This window comes from Sphingomonas sp. GW821-FHT09E03 (assembly GCF_059416225.1).
On sequence record NZ_JBWKOS010000011.1, the window covers coordinates 13,316 to 31,548 of the forward strand.

At 64.1% G+C, this 18,233-nt stretch carries 16 protein-coding genes and 1 pseudogene; 8 read left to right on the forward strand and 9 right to left on the reverse strand.

Translation table 11 applies throughout. The annotated features are described in order from the left end of the window. The first annotated feature begins 113 nt into the window (after positions 1-113). From asnB to AC07M8_RS16955, 3 genes are read left to right on the forward strand one after another with little or no spacing between them, the layout of a single operon-like run. The gene (gene asnB / locus AC07M8_RS16945; RefSeq protein WP_495175406.1) at positions 114-2,099 is read left to right on the forward strand and encodes an asparagine synthase (glutamine-hydrolyzing); all 1,986 of its coding nucleotides are present in this window, start codon (positions 114-116) and stop codon (positions 2,097-2,099) included. A gap of 19 nt (positions 2,100-2,118) precedes the next feature. Then, a complete protein-coding gene (locus AC07M8_RS16950) occupies positions 2,119-3,240 on the forward strand; it encodes a glycosyltransferase family 4 protein (RefSeq protein WP_495175407.1) in 1,122 nt (373 codons plus the stop codon). Positions 3,241-3,279: 39 nt separating this feature from the next. Continuing rightward, complete coding sequence (locus AC07M8_RS16955) at positions 3,280-3,657, forward strand: hypothetical protein (protein WP_495175408.1); 378 nt, start codon at positions 3,280-3,282, stop codon at positions 3,655-3,657. A 6-nt stretch (positions 3,658-3,663) separates the two neighbouring features. Here the strand turns inward: AC07M8_RS16955 and AC07M8_RS16960 are convergent, their stop codons facing one another. The 7 genes from AC07M8_RS16960 to AC07M8_RS16990 form a co-directional block, all read right to left on the reverse strand. Continuing rightward, a complete protein-coding gene (locus AC07M8_RS16960; protein WP_495175409.1) occupies positions 3,664-5,013 on the reverse strand; it encodes an O-antigen ligase family protein in 1,350 nt (449 codons plus the stop codon). Next, positions 5,010-6,233, reverse strand: a complete 1,224-nt coding sequence (locus AC07M8_RS16965) for a hypothetical protein (protein WP_495175410.1) — start codon at positions 6,231-6,233, stop codon at positions 5,010-5,012. The genes AC07M8_RS16960 and AC07M8_RS16965 overlap by 4 nt, the downstream gene beginning before the upstream one ends. Next, positions 6,223-8,457, reverse strand: a complete 2,235-nt coding sequence (locus AC07M8_RS16970) for a GumC family protein (RefSeq protein ID WP_495175411.1) — start codon at positions 8,455-8,457, stop codon at positions 6,223-6,225. Before AC07M8_RS16970 ends, AC07M8_RS16965 begins: the two co-directional genes overlap by 11 nt. A 36-nt stretch (positions 8,458-8,493) precedes the next feature. Next, positions 8,494-9,192: a polysaccharide biosynthesis/export family protein gene (locus tag AC07M8_RS16975; RefSeq protein WP_495175412.1), complete on the reverse strand. Its 699-nt coding sequence runs from the start codon at positions 9,190-9,192 to the stop codon at positions 8,494-8,496. Between the two features lie 82 nt (positions 9,193-9,274). Then, the gene (locus AC07M8_RS16980; RefSeq protein ID WP_495175413.1) at positions 9,275-10,045 is read right to left on the reverse strand and encodes a metallophosphoesterase; all 771 of its coding nucleotides are present in this window, start codon (positions 10,043-10,045) and stop codon (positions 9,275-9,277) included. Positions 10,046-10,105: 60 nt separating this feature from the next. Next, complete coding sequence (locus AC07M8_RS16985) at positions 10,106-11,392, reverse strand: nucleotide sugar dehydrogenase (RefSeq protein WP_495175414.1); 1,287 nt, start codon at positions 11,390-11,392, stop codon at positions 10,106-10,108. 804 nt (positions 11,393-12,196) lie between these two features. After that, entirely contained in the window at positions 12,197-12,427 is a 231-nt protein-coding gene (locus AC07M8_RS16990) for an antitoxin VbhA family protein (RefSeq protein ID WP_495175415.1), read from the reverse strand. 379 nt (positions 12,428-12,806) lie between these two features. Here AC07M8_RS16990 and AC07M8_RS16995 point away from each other — a divergent pair, with 379 nt between their 5' ends. From AC07M8_RS16995 to AC07M8_RS17010, 4 genes and pseudogenes are all read left to right on the forward strand, one after another. Then, positions 12,807-13,388, forward strand: coding sequence for a ribbon-helix-helix domain-containing protein (locus tag AC07M8_RS16995; protein ID WP_495175416.1), 582 nt, complete (start codon positions 12,807-12,809; stop codon positions 13,386-13,388). A gap of 284 nt (positions 13,389-13,672) precedes the next feature. Then, positions 13,673-15,502, forward strand: coding sequence for a relaxase/mobilization nuclease domain-containing protein (locus tag AC07M8_RS17000; protein WP_495175417.1), 1,830 nt, complete (start codon positions 13,673-13,675; stop codon positions 15,500-15,502). Continuing rightward, a complete protein-coding gene (locus tag AC07M8_RS17005) occupies positions 15,459-16,052 on the forward strand; it encodes a hypothetical protein (protein ID WP_495175418.1) in 594 nt (197 codons plus the stop codon). The genes AC07M8_RS17000 and AC07M8_RS17005 overlap by 44 nt, the downstream gene beginning before the upstream one ends. A 103-nt stretch (positions 16,053-16,155) precedes the next feature. Further along, positions 16,156-16,365, forward strand: a pseudogene (locus AC07M8_RS17010) (TonB-dependent receptor plug domain-containing protein); the annotation flags it as partial. A 201-nt stretch (positions 16,366-16,566) separates the two neighbouring features. On the opposite strand, the gene AC07M8_RS17015 reads toward AC07M8_RS17010, so the two are convergent. Continuing rightward, positions 16,567-17,019, reverse strand: a complete 453-nt coding sequence (locus tag AC07M8_RS17015) for a hypothetical protein (RefSeq protein WP_495175419.1) — start codon at positions 17,017-17,019, stop codon at positions 16,567-16,569. Positions 17,020-17,122: 103 nt separating this feature from the next. After that, complete coding sequence (locus tag AC07M8_RS17020) at positions 17,123-17,875, reverse strand: metallophosphoesterase family protein (protein WP_495175420.1); 753 nt, start codon at positions 17,873-17,875, stop codon at positions 17,123-17,125. Between the two features lie 222 nt (positions 17,876-18,097). Here AC07M8_RS17020 and AC07M8_RS17025 point away from each other — a divergent pair, with 222 nt between their 5' ends. Then, positions 18,098-18,229 carry a hypothetical protein gene (locus AC07M8_RS17025; protein WP_495175421.1) on the forward strand — a complete coding sequence of 44 codons (132 nt, stop codon included), beginning with the start codon at positions 18,098-18,100 and terminating at the stop codon, positions 18,227-18,229. Positions 18,230-18,233: the final 4 nt, after the last annotated feature.

The following is an 18,233-nucleotide window of genomic DNA, read 5'->3' on the forward strand; positions in this document are numbered from 1 at the left end:
ACCATGGGCAAACCAAAGCGTGACGGGGCATGCCCGCACCACGCACGATTGATGGTTTCCGGCAAACCGGTTTCGGCTAGAGCGACGGGGGCTGCTGCAGGAGAGCGTTGCGCGTGTGTGGAATTGCCGGGCTTGTGAGCCGCGGGGCGGCCGATGTGGCGGCCGTCGGGCGGATGACGGATGTGATCGCCCATCGCGGGCCGGATGATCAGGGGGTGTGGACCGATACCGAGGCCGGTGTCGCCCTAGGGCACCGCCGCCTATCGATCCTGGAGCTCTCGCCTTTGGGTCACCAGCCGATGGCCTCGCGCGACGGGCGCTGGGTGCTGTGCTTCAACGGTGAAATCTACAATCACATGGACCTGCGCGCCGAGTTGGCAGCGCGGGGCGGGGTTACCGACTGGCGTGGTCATTCGGACACCGAGACGCTGGTCGAAGGTATTGCCGCCTGGGGCCTGACCGCCACGCTCGAGCGCGCTACCGGCATGTTCGCCTTCGCGCTGTGGGACCGCCGCGACCGTGCCCTCCACCTCGTCCGCGACCGCTTCGGCGAAAAGCCGCTCTATTACGGCTGGGCGGGCGGGATGTTCGCCTTCGCCTCCGAGCTCGGCGCGATCCGGACGCTGCCCAGTTTCGACAATCCTGTCGACCGCCGCGCGCTGTCGTTGCTGCTGTCGCGCACCTACATCCCGTGCCCGCGCTCGATCTACCAGGGCATTTTTAAGCTGCCGCCAGGCGCGGTGCTGACGGTGACGCCCGATGCGGTCGCCGCGCCGCGCACCGAGCCGTTCGCGGACGGCCAGCACGATGGCGCCAGGTTGGAGCGCTACTGGTCGTACCGCGACGTGGTGCGCGAGGGGCTGGCGACGCCTTATGCGAGCGAGGGCGAGGCGGTCGAGGCGGTGGAAGCTGCGCTGACCGCGGCCGTGGCGAAGCAGGCGATCGCCGACGTGCCAGTCGGCGCCTTCCTGTCGGGCGGCTTCGATTCCTCGACGGTGGTCGCGCTCTACCAGGCGGCGTCGCGCGGTACGATCCGCACCTTTTCAATCGGCTTCGAGGAGGCCGGCTTCGACGAGGCGGTCTATGCGCGCGAGGTCGCCCGTCATTTCGGCACCGAGCATCACGAACGCTATGTCGGCGTCGCCGATGGGCTGGCGGTGATCCCCAAGCTGCCGGCGATGTATGGCGAGCCGTTCGCGGATTCCTCGGCCATCCCCACCCACCTCGTCAGCGCCTTCGCCCGCGAGCAGGTCACCGTCGCGCTATCGGGTGATGGCGGCGACGAGCTGTTCGGCGGGTACAACCGCTATTTGCACGCGCCGCGGCTGTGGCGCGCGCTCGCGCCGTTGCCGCAGCCGGTGCGGCAGCTGCTGGCCGGCACGGGGGCGCGGCTCTCCGACGACCTGTGGACGACGCTCGGCTCGATCGCCGCGCGCAAGCGGCGCCCGCCGTTCTTCGGCTCCAAGGTGCGCAAGGCGCTGCGCACCGCCGCGAACGCGCGCGGGCTTGATGACGTGTTCGCGTCGCTGCTCGACGAATGGCATCTCGCCGCCACCCCGGTGCTCGGCATCGACGCACGCGAACGCCCGAGCCTGGACATGGCAATCGGCGCGGCGCCGGACGCGGCGCGGATGATGTATGCCGATGCGGTGAGCTACATGCCCGACGACATCCTCGCCAAAGTGGATCGCGCGTCGATGGCGGTAAGCCTGGAGACGCGCGTGCCGTTCCTCGACCATCATGTCGCCGCGGCCGCGGCGCGCGTGCCGATGGACCAGAAGATCGCCGGGGCCACCACCAAGCGCATCCTGCGCACGATCCTCTATCGCCACGCGCCGCGGGCGATGTTCGAACGGCCCAAGGCGGGCTTTGCCGTGCCGGTCGGCGAATGGCTGCGCGGCCCGTTGCGCGATTGGGCGGAGGATCTGCTCGATCCTTCCCGGATGCGGCAGGAGGGCTATCTCGATGCAGCCCCGATCCAGCGGCGCTGGCAGAACCATCTTGCCGGCAGGGCAGAGGACACGCAGGCTTTGTGGCCGGTGCTGATGTTCCAGGCGTGGCTGCGTCAGGGCGGCGCCGCGCCCAAGAGCCGTGGTTGACGGCAGGCGCGGCGCGGCCATGACCCAGTCGACGATCGTCATTTCCGTCAATGCGGCCTGGAATCTAGTCAATTTCCGGCAGTCGCTGCTGCGCGGCCTGGTCGCCGCGGGTTATCGCGTGGTCGCGGTCGCGCCACCCGACGGCCGCGAGAGCGAGCTGGCCGCATTTGGCGTCGACTTCGTTCCCATCCGCATCAACGGGCGGGGCATGTCGCCGGCCGCCGATGCGCGGCTGCTGGTGGACTATGTCGCGATCCTGCGCCGGCTGCGGCCGAGCGCCTATCTGGGCTTCACGATCAAGCCCAATGTCTATGGGGGCATGGCATGCCGCCTGCTTGGCATTCCGCGCATCGCCAACATCGCCGGGCTTGGCACCGCCTTCATGCGGCGGGGCGCTCTCAATATGCTGGTGCGCAAGCTGTATGCGGCCGGACTTGGCGGGAACAGGCAACGCGTCTTCTTCCAGAACCGTGATGATCGCGCTCATTTTATAGAGGAAGGGCTGGTGCAGGCCGATCGTACCGCGCTGCTGCCGGGATCGGGCGTCGACCTTCTCCGTTTTGCGCCGCGGCAGCGCACGCCCGACGGGCGAACCGTGTTCCTGCTGGTGACCAGGCTGCTTCATGCCAAGGGCGTGGCCGAATATGTCGAGGCTGCTGCGGCAATGCGCCAGCGCCATGGCAGCGCCGTCGCGTTCCGAGTCCTCGGCATTCGCGATCATTCGTCGGGCGGTATCGAGGAAGCGACGCTCGATCGCTGGCATGACGAGGGCGCCGTCGAGCTGCTGGAAGCGGTCAGCGATGTCCGCCCGATACTGGCCGAAGCGGATTGCGCCGTGTTGCCAAGTTATTACCCCGAAGGAACGCCGCGGTCGTTGCTGGAGGCCGCTTCCATGGGCAAAGCCATCATCACCACAGACACGCCGGGCTGCCGCGACGTCGTCGACCATAGCGTCAATGGCTTCCTGTGCGCTCCCAGAAGCACCGGTTCACTAGTGGAGGCGATGGAGCGATATCACCTGCTGGCTGGCAAGGATAAATTGGCCATGGCTCGGGCCAGCCGGGCAAAAGCCGAAGGCGAATATAGCGAGCAGCTTGTTATCGATCGCTACGTGAACGAGCTGGCCTCATTGAATGTTTGATGAGCCGGTGAGCGCGGCTGGTCACCGATGGACTTGGCAATGGATTACGGCGAAGGGCGCATGATGTTTGACATCGTGCTCGCCTGGGAGGCGTTCAAGAATTGGCTGTCAGGCAGCCTGGGGCTCACCCATCACGATCTCCACCTGCTGCTCGGCATGCTGCTGACGATCGGTTTTGGATGGTTGATGCGCCTGCCGCTCGGGTCGTGGCGACCATGGCTGCTCGTCCTCGGGCTTGAGCTGCTGAACGAGGTGTCGGACTTCACGCGCTATTATGTGTCGGACTGGCCATGGACACCCCAGGCCACGCTCGTTGACATTGCGCTTACCATGACGCCGCCATTGATCGTGGTGCTGGCCGCCCGCTGGCACTCTGCGCCATTTTATCGCTTCCGTCGGCGTGTACCCACGTCCTAACCGACATCACAGGCTGAGGTGGCGTGCCGTGGGAGCTTGTCGACTGCGGCGAACATAGGGACGTACGCCCCCGATCAGGGCGACGCAAACGGCAAACACGGCCGATAGCGCTGCGGTACGCAGCGGATAATCCACCAGGCTGTGCAGCAGCATGGTGGTGGCTGCGATCGCCGCTGCCTGCGCGAACGGTTCACGGTCATCGGCCGTCCAAATCATGAACACGCGCCGAACACACCAGGCGAGAAACACGATCGCCAGTGCGGGGCCGACCAGGCCGGTCTCGAGCAATAGCTCGATCCAGTCACTGTGCGCGTGGTTGATGAAGGTCGTCCCCACGCTCGCAAGCGTCTCCTGGGTATGGTAGATCGGCTGGAAGCTGCCGATCCCGGAACCCACCGGAAAATAGTCGCCCGCCGCATGCAGCGTCAGTGCGAAGGATGTCTGCCGCGACAGCTCCACATTCTGCTGCTGGCCGAACAGATTGTTGCCGAACGGACCGACAATGATGGTGACCAGCGCTGCGACCGATGCGAGCGCCGTGGCGATGATGAGCAGCCGGCGCAACGCCGGGCGCTGCCGGCCGAAGGTGAGCCAGCTGATCATCGCCACCGGCACGCTGAGGCCGATGCCTGCCAGTGAGGCGTTGATCAGCAGGCCGACGAGGATGACGGCAAAGGCCGCGCCGGCTAGCAGCCGGATCGCCGAGGCGCTGCGCGGCGATGATTTGCGCTTCAGCAGCGTCGCCTGCAGTGCGGCGAGGAACGGGATGCACACCAGCAGCAGCGTGGCATTGTGGTTGCCGTTGGCGAAGAAGCCGACCGCTACGCCGATGTTGGTCCTCCGGTAGAAATAGGCCCCGCTCCCCTCGCCGCCGATGACTTGGAGCGCGCCGATCGCGACCGAGGCCAGCGTGACGCCGAGCATGACACCGGCGATCCAGCGCGCGCGAAACGCGCCGAGCGCCACGATCACCAGAAAGATCGCGAAGGCCGGCAGCAGCCACAACAGGCTAGCCAGCGTGGCCTCGGGCGCCAGCGTGAGCGGCAGCCAGGGGAGAGGCACGCCGAGCAATCCATAGCCCGTTACCACCGGGCCGCGCCCTGGCAGCAGCGTCCATACCGCTGGTGGCAACGGCACCAGCTGGAGCAGCGCCAGCAGGACCAGCAGCGCCAGCAGGACCAGCGGGATGCGGGTCTGTGGTGCGGGCCTCGCCTGTAGCAGCTGCCATAGCGCCCAGCCGATCAGCGGCAGCGCTGTCAGCTGGAGCAGCAGATTGGCGATAAATCCTGCAGCACTGGCACCGCCAAGCAGCAGGCAGGCCAGCAGATAGGCGGGGGCGACCGCATGGCGGGTCATGGCCGGCTTTCCGTCTGGGGTTGCACCGCAAGATCGCGGATCGTGAGGTTGATCGGGACGGGAAACTCGCCGGCATTGGCGGTCAGGGTCAGCACTTGGGCCGGGCAGCCGGGCGGTACGGTGAAGCTGGTGACCGCGCGATGGCGTGCGCCCGTGGCGGCGACGCCGGCGTTCATCAGCTCGGCCTTGCTGCCGGTCGCGCAATGCAGCGACCAGGCAAGCGTCGGGCCGGTCGCGGCCTTACCGCCCTCGACCGTGAAGCCGAAGCGATAGGCGCCGGGGCGCAGCACGAGGAGCTGGGTAGCAAGATCTCCGCTGTCGCGCCCGTAGTAATCGATGTTGAGCGCGCCGTTGCGGGCATCCGCCGCGCCCAGGCTACCGGCGATCAATGTCCAGTTGAAGGGAGAAGAGCCGGGCAAATTCTGAAAGCTTGCGTCGAATAGCGATCCGGCGACCTGGGCGTCACCGAGGCCATAGACATGCTGCCATACGGCGCGGGCCTCGGAATATCGAGCCTGCGCAACGAGGCGGGTGACAAGGACCGGGCCCCAGCCGTCCTTGACGCCGGCGTTGCTCTTTGCAGCAGGGCTAGCGAGCGCGAAGATGGCCGCGGGGGGCGTGTCCGATCGGGCGAGGGCGACCAGCACATTGTTTTCAAGCGCGGGATCGGTGCTGAGTGTGCGGCGGATGACGTCGCGCGTCTCCGGCGCCACGCTCATCTGCGCCATCGCCGTGGCGATCGGGCCGCCGGCCTTGCCGACCAGTCGGGCTAGGATCGATAGCTGGGTTCCCACCTCCGCATAGCGGCCGGCCTTGAGGTAGCGATCGAGCAGCAGCAGATGGATCACGCGCTGACGGGGATCGAGCCGCTGGCCGACTTCGAGTGTCGCTAGGGCACGACCGGGCTGATCGTCGAGCAATTGCTGATGGCCGAGCACCAGATAGGCGCGTGCATCCAGCGGCGCGGCCGCGGCCGCGCGGCGGACGCTGTCGAGGGTCGCTTGTTCGAGAATGCCGTGGCGCTTGACGAGCGCCGTTGCCGCTTTCTCGAGCACGACGTCGGGATCGCGCGGCGCCCATTGCGCGAGCTGGGGTGAGCTAGCCGGCAACGCCTCGACCATGGCCACCCGCACGCATAGCAGAGCGAGCAACACGCCTGCGATCGCGAGGAGCGCCGCCGACACCAGCCCGCGCGCGCTCCGCAACCCGTCAGTCCTCATCTTGCACGGTCAACATGATGCGGCGCTTCTTGTCGTTATTGTCGGCGACGTAGCGATACTGGTCCTTGTTCTGCCCATAGCCGTAGCCATAGCCATAACCGTAGGAAGCCTGCGCCTGGTAGCGGGTGAGGATGGCGCCGACCAGGTGCGCTCCAGCGGTCCGCAAGCGGTTCTGCGCCTCGACGGCCGCCCGGGTGCGGGTGCGCCCGGATTCGACGACCATCAGCGTCGCCTGCACCATCGTCGACAGCAGCGGCGCGTCGGCAAGGCCTAGGATCGGCGGACCGTCGATCACGACCAGGTCGAACGTCGCCGCGGCGTCGGCGAGCAGCGCCGCGAAACGGGCCGAGGCGATCAGCTCGGGTGGGCTCGGCGGAATGGTGCCCGACGGCATCATCCACAGGCCCTCGACATCGGTCTTGAGGACATGCTCGCTGAGCGAACTGGCGTTGGTGAGGATGTGCGACAGGCCGACATCGTCGCGCCCGGTGACGAAGGCGGGGCGGCGCATGTCGGCATCGATCATCAGCACCGACTTGCCGAGGCGGGTGAAGTTTTGCGCGAGCGCCCAGGCCGAGGTAGACTTGCCTTCGGCGGGCCGCGTGCTGGTGACCAGCAGCGTCTTGGGAGCGCCGCCTTCGGTGACGAACTGCAGCGCCGTTGCAGTCGACAGATAGGCCTCGCTGACCGGCGACAGCATGTCCTTCAGCTCTTCAGTCGGCTTGGCCGACTTGGCAGTGGGAATGCCGCCGAGGAAGGGCAACTGCAGCTTGTCGCGGACGTCGTCTGGCGTCTTGATGGTGTCGTTGATGAACTCAAGCGCCAGCGCTGCAAGCATGCCCGTCAGGAGGCCGAGCGCGGCCCCGATCGCAAGGTTGAGGTAGAGATTGGGCGAATAGGCGCCCCCGGGCGCCTCGCCACGGTCCACGACCGATGCCACGGCAGTGCCGATACCACCGGCGACACCCACTTCCTTGTAGCGTTGCAGCAGCGCGTCATACAGGGCGCGGTTGGTGTCCACGTCGCGCTGGAGGATAGTATACTGGATCCTGCGCCCGCGCTGATCGAGCACAGTCTGACTGAGGCCGGCGACCTGGCTGCGCAGGCGATCTTCCTCGGCGCGTGCGGCTTGAAACTCTTGGCGGAGCGATCCGGCACGATCCGCGTTGGCTGTCCGTGTCTCCTTGACCACCGAGGCGCGCAGGGCATCGATACGTGCCTTGAGCGCGGCCATTTCCGGGTATTCTGGTCGGAACGTCTGCAGCTTCTGCTGATACTCCGCATCCAGTGCAGCAATTTGCGCGCGTAGCGGCGCGGCATTGGCACTCGCCTCTGTAGAGGCGCCGCCCAGCACTGCCTCCCGGTAACGCTGTTCGGCCGCGATGCGGCGGGCCTGGGTTGCCGCTAAAGAACTGTTGAGCGCAATAAGTGTGCTGCCGGTAAGCGAGTTGGTATCGCCGGCATCGGCACCGTTGCCGGTACTGATTAGATGCTGCTGCTGCGCATAGGCGGTCAGCTGGCGCTCGGTTCGTTCGAGATCGCGGCGGGTATTGGCGATCTGCTTTTGCAGAAAATCGCGCGCGTAGGAGGACGACTGATAGCGCCGCTCGAGGTTGGTCGAGATATAAGCATCGGCGATGCCGTTCACGACCCGCGCTGCAAGTTGCGGGTCACGGGCACTGAAGCTGACACTGATAAGGCGGCTCTGCGGCTGCAGGCGAACTTTGGTCCCCCCTTGTACAAAACCCGCTGCGGTCTGAGTGTTGGCCGCCCGATCTGTTCCCTGCCCTACAACGAAAGTGTCGCTGGCAAGATTTAGATCCTGCGCCACGCGTTCGGCGAGCGCGCGGCTTCCAAGAAGGCCGAGCTGCGTACCGATAAAGTTGGCATCGCCCATCGCAGCAGCCTGTCCGCCGCCGCCCGTCTTGTCGTTAAGAACTTCAACGTTTGGCGGGTTGAGCTCGATAGAGGCTGTTGAGCGGTATTTGAGAGGAGTCAGCAAGGTGACCAGCACGGCTGCGGCAAGGCCGGTTCCGATTGCTGCCAAGATTAGCCAGCGCCATTCTATCGCGACGCGCCACAGCAGCGACAGCGACAGTTCGCGTCGATTGGCCGTGTTGCCGTAGTTGCCATAGCCGCCAGCCAGCGGGATTGGGGCGAGCTCACGCCCACGATCCGGATTGACGGTCAGAGTTGAAGGGCCGTCAGCCCCGATGCTAGCCATAAATCGAAGTCCCAAATCGGTTAGATGGCCGCAACGTCAGATTGCCAGGAAGATAGAGGCGAGCGGCAAGGCTTGCAGGATGTCGCGCTGCGCCTTCTTTACGTTCGATCCATCGACCACCACGGTGTCGCCAGGGTAGATCGGCGGATCCTGCATCTCACCACGACGGATGCTGGTCAGGTCGAAAGCTGCCGCCATGCGCTTACCGCCGATCGTCCGGAAGATCGCCACGCGGCGGGGGTTGGCAAATTCGTCGGTGCCGCGCGCGAGCGCCACGACCTGTACCAGCGTTAGAGCACCGACAGCCGGATAGATGCCAGGATTTCGAACGGATCCGTCTACCGTCACGACGCGGCTCGCGGATTCTTTTAGCGTCACGGTGACGTTCGGGTTACGCATATACTTGGCGGCCAGCCGCTGTTCGATTGTCGTGGCCAATTCGCCCGTGCTGAGACCGACGGCGTCTAAGCGTCCAATTAGCGGCATGGTGATCCGGCCGCTCTGGTCGACGAAATAGTCGCGGCTGAGTTCCTGAACCTGATACACGTTGATGGTCAACGTATCGAGCGGCGCCAATTTATAGGCGTCAGCGACCGCTGTTACCTTGGGCGCGTCAGGCGCGCCAAAGTTGTTCACATCATAAGGGATGCTGCCGCCCCGGCCTCCTGCGCATGCCGAAAGCAACACCATCAGGCCAATGGCCAGCGCACGGCCTGCTGATTTGCTCCACGTCATGCTATCGTCCTGCAACCAAATTGCATCTGGCGATGCGGAGGTCTCACCTACAATCAACCCTGATTCATCGCAAGGCGTGCAACTAGCCGCCGGTCGCCAGGAAGCGAATCTCGGCTCCTTCGAACACACCTGCAGTCAGCACGCCAGTGCGATAGGCGCCAGTATCGATCCCCATCCGGTTTGCCCGCCGATCGACCCCGTCGGAGATGGTGTGGCCATGCACCACCATCATTCCATGGTCATGCGCGTCTGACAGGAAGGGCTGGCGGATCCAGCGCAAATCATGAGGCTGCTGCTCCTCGATCGGCACGCCGGGCCGAATGCCGGCATGAACCAAGAGGTAGTCGCCGAAGCGGAAGGTGTCGCCAAAGCTTTTCAGAAAGGCGACATGCTCGACGGGGATCGCTTTGTTGAGCACCTCGACGATGCGCTGCTCGTCCATCGCCTTGAGCGAACTCGCCGGTATGCCATAGCTCTCGACGCAGGCGTCGCCGCCGAACCCCAGCCAGTCATAGACCGTGCCCAGCTCGCCATCGAGCACCCGCAACAAGAACTCCTCATGATTGCCGAGGAGGAACAAGGCCTTGTACCGGCGGTCCGCAAGCCCGTGCAGCCGCTCGATAACGCCTGCGGAGTCCGGGCCACGATCGATCAGATCGCCGAGAAAGACGATGGCGGCAGTGTCTATCGGACGATCGTCAAGGTCGGCCTCGATCAGGGTAAGAAGATCGTTCAGCAAATCCAGGCGACCGTGAATATCGCCGACCGCATAGAGCCGCTTACCGGCTGGACCACTAAAGGCTCGATCGGCGGTAATATTGGCCGAAACACGTTTGAAGAAATTCAGGATCACGCAAACCTCAAACGCACGCGAGCGGGACGATCGCTAATGCCCTTACTGTAAGCGCCTTGGCTACATCGTCCATAGCCTGATGTCAGCCGGCACCTCGCCCGCCGACGCCAGAGCGTTCTTGAGGTCCGCTACGCCGCCCTCGGCGACCAGCAGCCCGGCGAAGCGGGCGAAATCCTGCACCAGCTGGCGGTGGGGAACAGCCAACACGATCAGGTCGTAGCGGTGCACGCTCGGATCCGGCACCAGCTCGAGCGCATATTCGTGGCGAGCTTCGTCGACCGAGACTAGCGGATCGTGAACATCGACCTGATGTCCAAGCGTGGTGAACGCGGCGACCAAGTCGGCCACCTTTGAATTGCGCAGATCGGGGACATCCTGCTTGAACGCAAGGCCGAGGACGAGCACCCGCCCGGCGCCGGCGCCGGCGCCGGCGCCGTGCCAGTCGTGGATCGATCGGGCTACCCATTGCGCCATGCCGTCGTTCATGTCGCGCCCCGACAGGATGATCCTGGGATCGCAGCCGAGCTCGGTCGCGCGATGGGCGAGATAATAAGGATCGACGCCGATGCAGTGGCCGCCCACCAGGCCAGGCTCGAAGCGCAGGAAGTTCCATTTGGTGCCGGCTGCGGCGAGCACGTCCCACACCGACAGGTCCATCTTGGCGAAGATCTGGGTGATCTCGTTGACGAAGGCGATGTTGATATCGCGCTGGGCGTTCTCGATGACCTTGGCGGCCTCGGCCGCCTTGATCGAGGCGGCGCGGAACACGCCGCCTGACGTCACCTGATCATAGAGGTCGGCAATTGCCTCGAGCACCTCGGGAGTCTGGCCCGAAACCACCTTGGTGATCCGATCGACGGTATGCTCGCGATCACCCGGATTGATCCGCTCGGGCGAATAGCCGAGGAAGAAGTCGATGCCGCAGACCAGGCCGCTGATCCGCTCCAGTTCGGGGCCGCACAAGTCCTCGGTGACGCCAGGATAGACGGTGCTCTCATAGACGATGATCGAGCGCCGGCCGGCCTTCAGCATGCCCGCCACCGTGCGCGTCGCGGCCATCACGATCGACAGATCGGGCCGGTTGTCGTCGTCCACAGGGGTCGGTACCGTGACGATGTAGAAGTCGGCGTCCGGGCAGGCGGCAGGATCGGTGGTCAGGCGCAGCGACGAGGCCGCGAGGCGGTCCGGCTCGATCTCGCCGGTGCGGTCATGATGGCGCTCCAGCTCGGCAATGCGGCCGGTATCGACATCGAGGCCCCAGGTCTCGACCGACTTGGCTAACACCACCGCGAGCGGCAGCCCGACATAGCCGAGCCCGACCACCACAACGCGTTTGTCACCGGCCATGTTCGCCGTCCTTGTTACTGCGGGAAGTCGGCTCCTTTAACGCGCGCAGGCATTCGGGCAATGCTGGCTTTTGTTCGGAAGAGGCGGCGCTCTACGGTCGCATGGCCCTGCTCCATTTACCTCCAAGGATGATCTCCCTGTACGAACGTCGTGAACAACGATCAGCAACAAGCCTCGGTACCGTATCTCGAGACAAGGTGAAAGGAGCATTGGCGGCGCTAGGCGGGAAGGCATGAACGCCGGTGCAAAAGCGAAAGCGCAATGTGATGGACGCCTGCGGACGCGGTCATGCCGATGCCGCAACAGGTCTTAGCCGACGGCTGCGGACCCGCAACCTCATGCTCTTTTCGTCGGCACTGAAGCGATCCTGCTGGCGCTGTTACGAATTGCGGGTTGCAGCTGATGACATCTCGCCGCAGTCGGAACTGCCGCCGTTCCGGTGTCGCATTGCGGTACGCACGCACGGTGCGTCGGAGCCACAATCATCGTGGCAGGGTGATCCGTTATGAGCATCGTGCCGATCGTATCCGGCTCCTCGCCGGCCAACTTGGTCAACGATCAACACGGCAGTTAGGTGTTGTTGTCAGCCCCGCGCGGCTGGCTGAGTTGCGGGCAATCATAACTGCGATGGAATTACGGACACGATCACAGGCAAGGCGGAGTTGCCCTTCAGCGGATACATACGAGGTCGACTTCAACGGCGCGATTCTGGTTGCGATCCATGATCGGTGAAGGTGATCCATCGCGATTTTTGCTTCCGAATGGGCCGCGTCCGCGCTGCAGCCAACACCCATGCGGTGACGATCAGGGTGTTCGTGGCCGCGCAGTATCGGACACCAGGATGGCTGCGGTCAGCTCGTCGCTGCCGATTTCACCGGCGACGTAACGGGCGTTAAGGCGCTCAATCTCGCTAGGCAGAATGCCTCCTTCATAGCGGACAGACCCGCGTGCAAAATCCACCTCATGCTGTCGACGAACGCGTTCGACTTCGCTGAGCGAGATCCCGGCAGGTGAGGGGGATGCGGTGTTGTTCAAGGTTCTATCCTTCCGCCAAAGCCTTCTTCAGCCGTAGCCTGAAGAAGGCTTTGGAGCTTTGCCGCAGATGCGATCGGTCGCCGAAATCTTATGGCAGGAAAACGACGAAAAGCTACAGACGCATGATCGATCGCACGCGCTGTTGCTCGAGTAAGGCGGGTCGTTTTGTACGTATCTGCATAAGCGCAAGCGCCCCGCCCCGCGGAAGGGACGCAGGCTTACCACAATTACGCCGGCCCTCCGCGTCCATGAGATCGTGTTGATTGCGACGAGTTTCTCGAAAGTGTATAAGGCAAGTATTTAGGGATGGCAGGATATGACAGAAATCACCAATGTCGGACATTCTTGATTTCTGTTTCCGCTGCGCGGGGCTTCTAAGATGAAGGTCACGGTTCGACTGAAGGACGAGCTGATCGAGGAGATCGATCGCGTAGCCGCAGCGAACGGCCAGACCCGCAGTAGCTGGATCGCGAACGCTCTCACTCGCAGCGTGCTTGCGCCGGAGACCAAGGATATGCCGACCTTGCCGGTACAGGGGAGGGGTCACCCCGACGACTACATCCGCCTGACCGTTCGGCTTAACCGGAGCGAGATTGAAGGCATCGACACCGTAGCCGCCCCGATGCGGCTGACGCGGAGCGAGTGGGTCAAACGGACGATCCGCTGGCAACTCTGGGACAAGGCTGCGCTCCTCCGACTGGCTCCGTCCACTCAGGCCGAGATCACGAAGGTGCGAAAGCAGATCCAGAAAATTGGGGTGAACATCAACCAGGCCGTCCACGCGATGAATGCGGCGAACATGCCGGAAAGCTCACTAGACATCGCGCGGATCGCCGTTCCCTTCATGGAGACATGCGGCGATTTGAAAACGCTTTTGACTGAAGCTCGCCGCTCGTTGGCTTCCTCGATCGGCGGTGAGATCAGCTACTGGACCGGCGCAGCGTCGTCTCCGCTCGAGTGAGTTTTCGCTTTTCCTCTGGTACGATGGACTCGATGGCAGGCGTCTTCGCGCCGCCCAAAAAGCATCGGCATGGCTCCGGAGGGGGAAGCGCCAAAGGGCCTAAGGTTGGCGGCACGATGCTCGGCATGGCCGTCGCATCGATGTTGCCAAAGCCGGCCTCGTCTTCTGCGGCATCTCGGCCGAGCGCCCAAGCCAAGCACGCGTTCGGGGGAGGTTCTCGCGACCGAATGAGCGGCCGTGCAGTCGGGGCGGTCGATCGGACATCACGTCGCGTTTGCGAGGTCATGGTCCGCATCACTGGACGCCAGCATGGGGACGGACACGTCCTAGCCAACTTCAGCTACATCTCCCGTCTGGGTCACGGCGCGGAGAACGAGCTGGGACTCGAAACCAGTGAGGGGGAAGTCGTTCGAGACGGTCGTGAGATGCAATTGCTCGCCAAGGAGTGGCATGAAGCGGAGATGGACGGAGACGCGCGACGGAAGGGCGCTACCTCCATTTCCATGATCATGTCGATGCCATCAGGGACCGACCCGGAGCGCCTCAAGAGCGCGGCGTTGGACTTCGCACGCGACGAGTTCGCGAACCGCCAGTGGGTCGCTTCGCTCCACGTCGATCGCGATCACCCCCATGTTCATATCACTATCGCACGCCGCGATCTCGACGGCCGGCGCTTCCATCCCAACCGCGATGACCTGTTCCGCTACCGTCAACGCTTCGCCGAGAAGCTCCGGGCACGCGGCATCGAAGCCAACGCAACGCCGACCAAGGCCCGCGGTATTGACCCCACCCATGAGCACATCGCGGTACAGAAGATGCGCGACAAAGGACAGGTGCCTCGGCTCGACGTGAGCCGAGCCCAGCGCGTCCAGCGACTTCGCGAGCAGAGTATTGCCGACCCTGTTCAGGCGTTTCTCAGCGCGCGCCAGGAGGCGGTGTACGCTACCTATCAGCGCTCGATCGCGGAGCTGTCAGGTTCATCTTCGTTCGTCGATCAGGTGGTCGCGCAGGGCTTGCAAAAGTTCGTCACGACGATGCTTGCGCCCGAGCCAAATTCGGCCAAGGTCGTCCGCGAGGCGGCATTTGATCGAACAGTTCCTCCTTCAGCGCCGGAAGTTGGTGCACGCCAGGTAGCCGCAGATAACGGCCCTGACCGCCTCGCAGCGGCGGTTGAGCGCTCGAGCGCAATGCGAGAGAAAGTTAAAGCCGACAAGGCGCTCCGGGCGGATCTCGACCTGGCCCGCGCCGACGAAGTCGTTCGCGGGATGAAAGAACGGGCTCGGAAGCGGCGCGAACGTGATCCAGACTCTAATCGACAATCTGCCTTGCCTCCTGAGCCTGACCGTCTTGGATCAGTGCCCAAGCGTCGGTGGGCATTGGAAGCAGCCGCCAAGGCTGCTGCTGAACAAGCGAAGGCGCCGATCACTCCTCTCGACAAGCGTGCGCCGGATGAGCATTCCAGCATTCCAAGCGATCTCCTTCGCGCTCCAGGCGAAGAGAGGATCGCGTCTCTCAAATCACAAGATCCGGTTGAGGCAAAACGGACATCACGTCTCGACGATCTACCCAAAAGCACGAACCGGCTCGACCTGCCTGGCGCGCTCCAGCGCTATGCCCGTGCCGTGGTTGATACCGCCGGCACGAAGGAGAAGGGGCTGGCGGTGCTGCCGCATCAGCGGACCGAGCTCACCCAAGCCGGTGAAGCGTTGGACAAGATACGGTACCATGGCCTGCGTCACTTCGTGACCGCGATCACACGCGATCCAGGTCTTGTGCATGATGCTGCGGCTGGCAACCTCCGCGGTTCTCTTGAGGCGATGGCTGTGGAGGCGCAGGTCGACATGGATCCCCAGCTTCGTGCGGAACGGTTCATGGAACGCTGGTGGACGGTGGAGAACGAGCGCCGATTAGGCGACCCTATGGTTGCGGTCGTCAGAGGAGAGATGATCGACGGGCTACATCATGACCCAGCCTTGCGTGAGGAGCTTGAGCGCTGTGCACCCGAACTAGGGCTGGTTCGGCAGCAAACGCCCGGGGAGATTCTCCAGCGAATGCAGATCGAGATGGATCGTGAACGCGATCGGCAGCAGGATCGTGATGGACCAAGTCGTTGACGGGCAAAACCGTATGCGAGCGAGCAGAGTAGGTTTGATGATGAAGACACAGGGCCGACTTCTCACCGCGTTGATGGCCGCTGGCCTTGCGGCCTCGCCCGGGCTTACGGCTCCGGCAGACGCTGCAACCAGCCCGGCGCTGGCACAACCAACCCCCGCACAGGCCCAGGCGGTCGATAAGGCGCTTGGTTCGGCGCCGGTAGCGCTGAAGGCAGATGTGACGGCCGCTATGCCCACGCTTCGTCCCTACATCGTCACGCTGATGTGCGTGCAGGACGATACCGCCACGCGCGGGTTGATCCAGAAATTCGTCGGGTCACGCGGCACCACTATGTTCAATGGCTGGTCGGGTTCGATGTCGCCAGGCAAGCGTATCCAGCATCACGATATGGTCGGATGCCTAACCCCGACTCGCATCCAGAACTGGAAGCGGGTTGCGACCAACGAGTTTTCCTTCGACATCGTGTTCACCGCTGAGGACAGCGGCGAAAGCTATTTGTGGAAGAACGTCGTTCACAAAGAGCCGGATGGCACCTGGCTGATCGCGTAGTCCAGAGAGGGGCCGGCCTCGAGCGAGGGTAGATCAGGACGCAGTATGGACGACAAAGCTGTCCCCGCTAGCTCCACCAACTTACTTTCGGGAGGCAGCGCCCGTGACCTCGCTCTCGTCCGATCAGCTGTTGTCGCGCGGCGACCTGTCGATCGGTGACGCGCTCAACGAACTGCCGTCCTTGCGCTCGACGTTCAGCCAGGCGAATTCGACCCGCTTCATCGGCACCACCGGCCTGAACCTGCTCGATTTGCGTGGTCTCGGTACCAGCCGGACGCTGGTGCTGGTCAATGGCAAGCGCAACGTCGCATCGTTCGAAGGCAAATTCTCACGCGTTTGGTGGGAGGGTACTCGATGACGAGTGCCCTCCTATTTCCAGGAGGTAAATTGGCAGGGCTGATCATCCCACGACATCGGTTTATGGCGCCGCGCCAGCGCTGCTTGTCATGCAGCCGCACCGGTTCCAGCGACTGCCGATCTGACGGCATCGGCTGCCAGCCAGTTGCGGAGGCCCCTACAGAGGAATGATCCCATCCGCCCCACGCCAGGGATAAGGCCCCTCGAACAGATCCCCCAGCGCACGCCGGTAATGCGCGTTCAGCCATCGCCGGCGCCGGTGTTCCGGCGCGTCGTGGATCATGTGGCAACGCTGGCATAAGGCAGCCAGGTTGTGGGGCCGATTATTGGTTGGGTCGTGGTTGAGGTGCGCGCAGGCGAGCACCACGCGCGTCCAGCCACCCGCGGTGAGGACATCGCCCACCGGGCGCCGCGCCGCGCGGCCGCGGCCGTCGCGCCAGCGCAGCCGTCGGCGATCCCACCAGCGACCGTCCCCTAGACGGAACACCCGCTCGCCATGCGGGCGCGCGCAATGCTCGCAGCGACCGGCCGCGCGACTAAAGCGGACAACTCGGGACAGCTGCGCCCAGTCGATGGGATAAAGGAAGAGATGTTCGGCGCGGATCGGCATGATGAATCATCACTGTGAATCAGCCGATTCGCGAACAAAAGAGCAAAAACGCTGCGGGCGAGAGATTGTTGAGCAGGGGCGCGGAAGGGGCGTTGCAGGCGGCCTAGCCCAGCGTCTCCGACCAGCGAGTGGCGCGCCCGTCCGACGACTGGATGAGCCATTGCGCGTCATCCTCCAGCCCCAGCGCGGTGAGGCAGCCATGTTCGTGCGCGCCGGTGTCGATGCCGATGCGGTTGCCGCCGAGGCACGGCAGCCCGGGCTCGACGGTGTGGCCGTGGATGATCACCTTTTCGTGGCGGCGTTTGCTGGTGAGGAACGGCTTTCGGATCCAGAGCAGATCATCCTGATCCTGCCGGCTCAGCCGCACCCCCGGCTTGATCCCGGCATGAACGAAGAAATAATCGCCGAGCGTCCAGGAGTGCGGCAGCTCGGCGAGCCAGTCGACGATGTCGCAGTGCAGCGAGGTCTGGAGCTTGGGAAAGATCGATGCGGTTGACGCCGTAGCGAGCAGGCTCTCCTCGATGCCGAGCCCTGCCATCGTCGCCTGGCCGCCGAATTTGAGCCAGAAGGACAGGGCCTCCTGATCGCCGCGATAAACCTCGACCAACGCGGCTTCATGATTGCCCTTGAGCACGATCACATTGGGGTCGCGTAGGTCGGCAAACATCCGCAGCAACCGCGCCGCGCCGACGCCGCGATCGATGAAATCGCCGAGGAACACGAGGGTGGTCCGCGCCGGACCGCGCTGGCGGCTGTCGGCCGCTACCTGATCGAGCAGATGCTGCAGCAGCGCGACCTCGCCATGGACGTCGCCGATCGCATAGACCCGATGCCCTTGGGGGAGGGACGGCCGCACGGGCCGCTGGCTTTTGCGGGCGAACATGCTTCCGCGCTTATCGCGACCATTAACCAAACAATAGTCGTTAATCGTGGGCGGCGCGCTGGTTGGACGTTGCGACGGGCCGAACGGCTAAGCCTGAGACCATCGGCCCTTATTACGGCATTAGGCTGCTCGCTATGGGATGGACGCTGTTGCGCTGCACCATCTATGATAAACGCGAATTACCCGGGAATTTGCATGCGCCACGAGCACCTGTCCATCATTGCCGTCGGCCTGTTGCTGGTCGTGCTGTTTGCGCTTGGCCTGGTCCTGCTCGGGCGCCATCGTCGCAAGAAGCGCAACCGCTGGCGGCGCTACTTCAAGTCCTGAGGGC

Coding starts and splice junctions, on each gene's coding strand:
- AC07M8_RS16955 (WP_495175408.1), top strand. CDS start 3,280: ATGGATTACGGCGAAGGGCGCATGATGTTTGACATCGTGCTCGCCTGG.
- AC07M8_RS16960 (WP_495175409.1), bottom strand. CDS start 5,013: ATGACCCGCCATGCGGTCGCCCCCGCCTATCTGCTGGCCTGCCTGCTG.
- AC07M8_RS17025 (WP_495175421.1), top strand. CDS start 18,098: ATGCGCCACGAGCACCTGTCCATCATTGCCGTCGGCCTGTTGCTGGTC.
- AC07M8_RS16985 (WP_495175414.1), bottom strand. CDS start 11,392: ATGGCCGGTGACAAACGCGTTGTGGTGGTCGGGCTCGGCTATGTCGGG.
- AC07M8_RS17015 (WP_495175419.1), bottom strand. CDS start 17,019: ATGCCGATCCGCGCCGAACATCTCTTCCTTTATCCCATCGACTGGGCG.
- AC07M8_RS17000 (WP_495175417.1), top strand. CDS start 13,673: ATGGTCCGCATCACTGGACGCCAGCATGGGGACGGACACGTCCTAGCC.
- AC07M8_RS16995 (WP_495175416.1), top strand. CDS start 12,807: ATGAAGGTCACGGTTCGACTGAAGGACGAGCTGATCGAGGAGATCGAT.
- AC07M8_RS16970 (WP_495175411.1), bottom strand. CDS start 8,457: ATGGCTAGCATCGGGGCTGACGGCCCTTCAACTCTGACCGTCAATCCG.
- AC07M8_RS16965 (WP_495175410.1), bottom strand. CDS start 6,233: ATGAGGACTGACGGGTTGCGGAGCGCGCGCGGGCTGGTGTCGGCGGCG.
- AC07M8_RS16975 (WP_495175412.1), bottom strand. CDS start 9,192: ATGACGTGGAGCAAATCAGCAGGCCGTGCGCTGGCCATTGGCCTGATG.
- AC07M8_RS16950 (WP_495175407.1), top strand. CDS start 2,119: ATGACCCAGTCGACGATCGTCATTTCCGTCAATGCGGCCTGGAATCTA.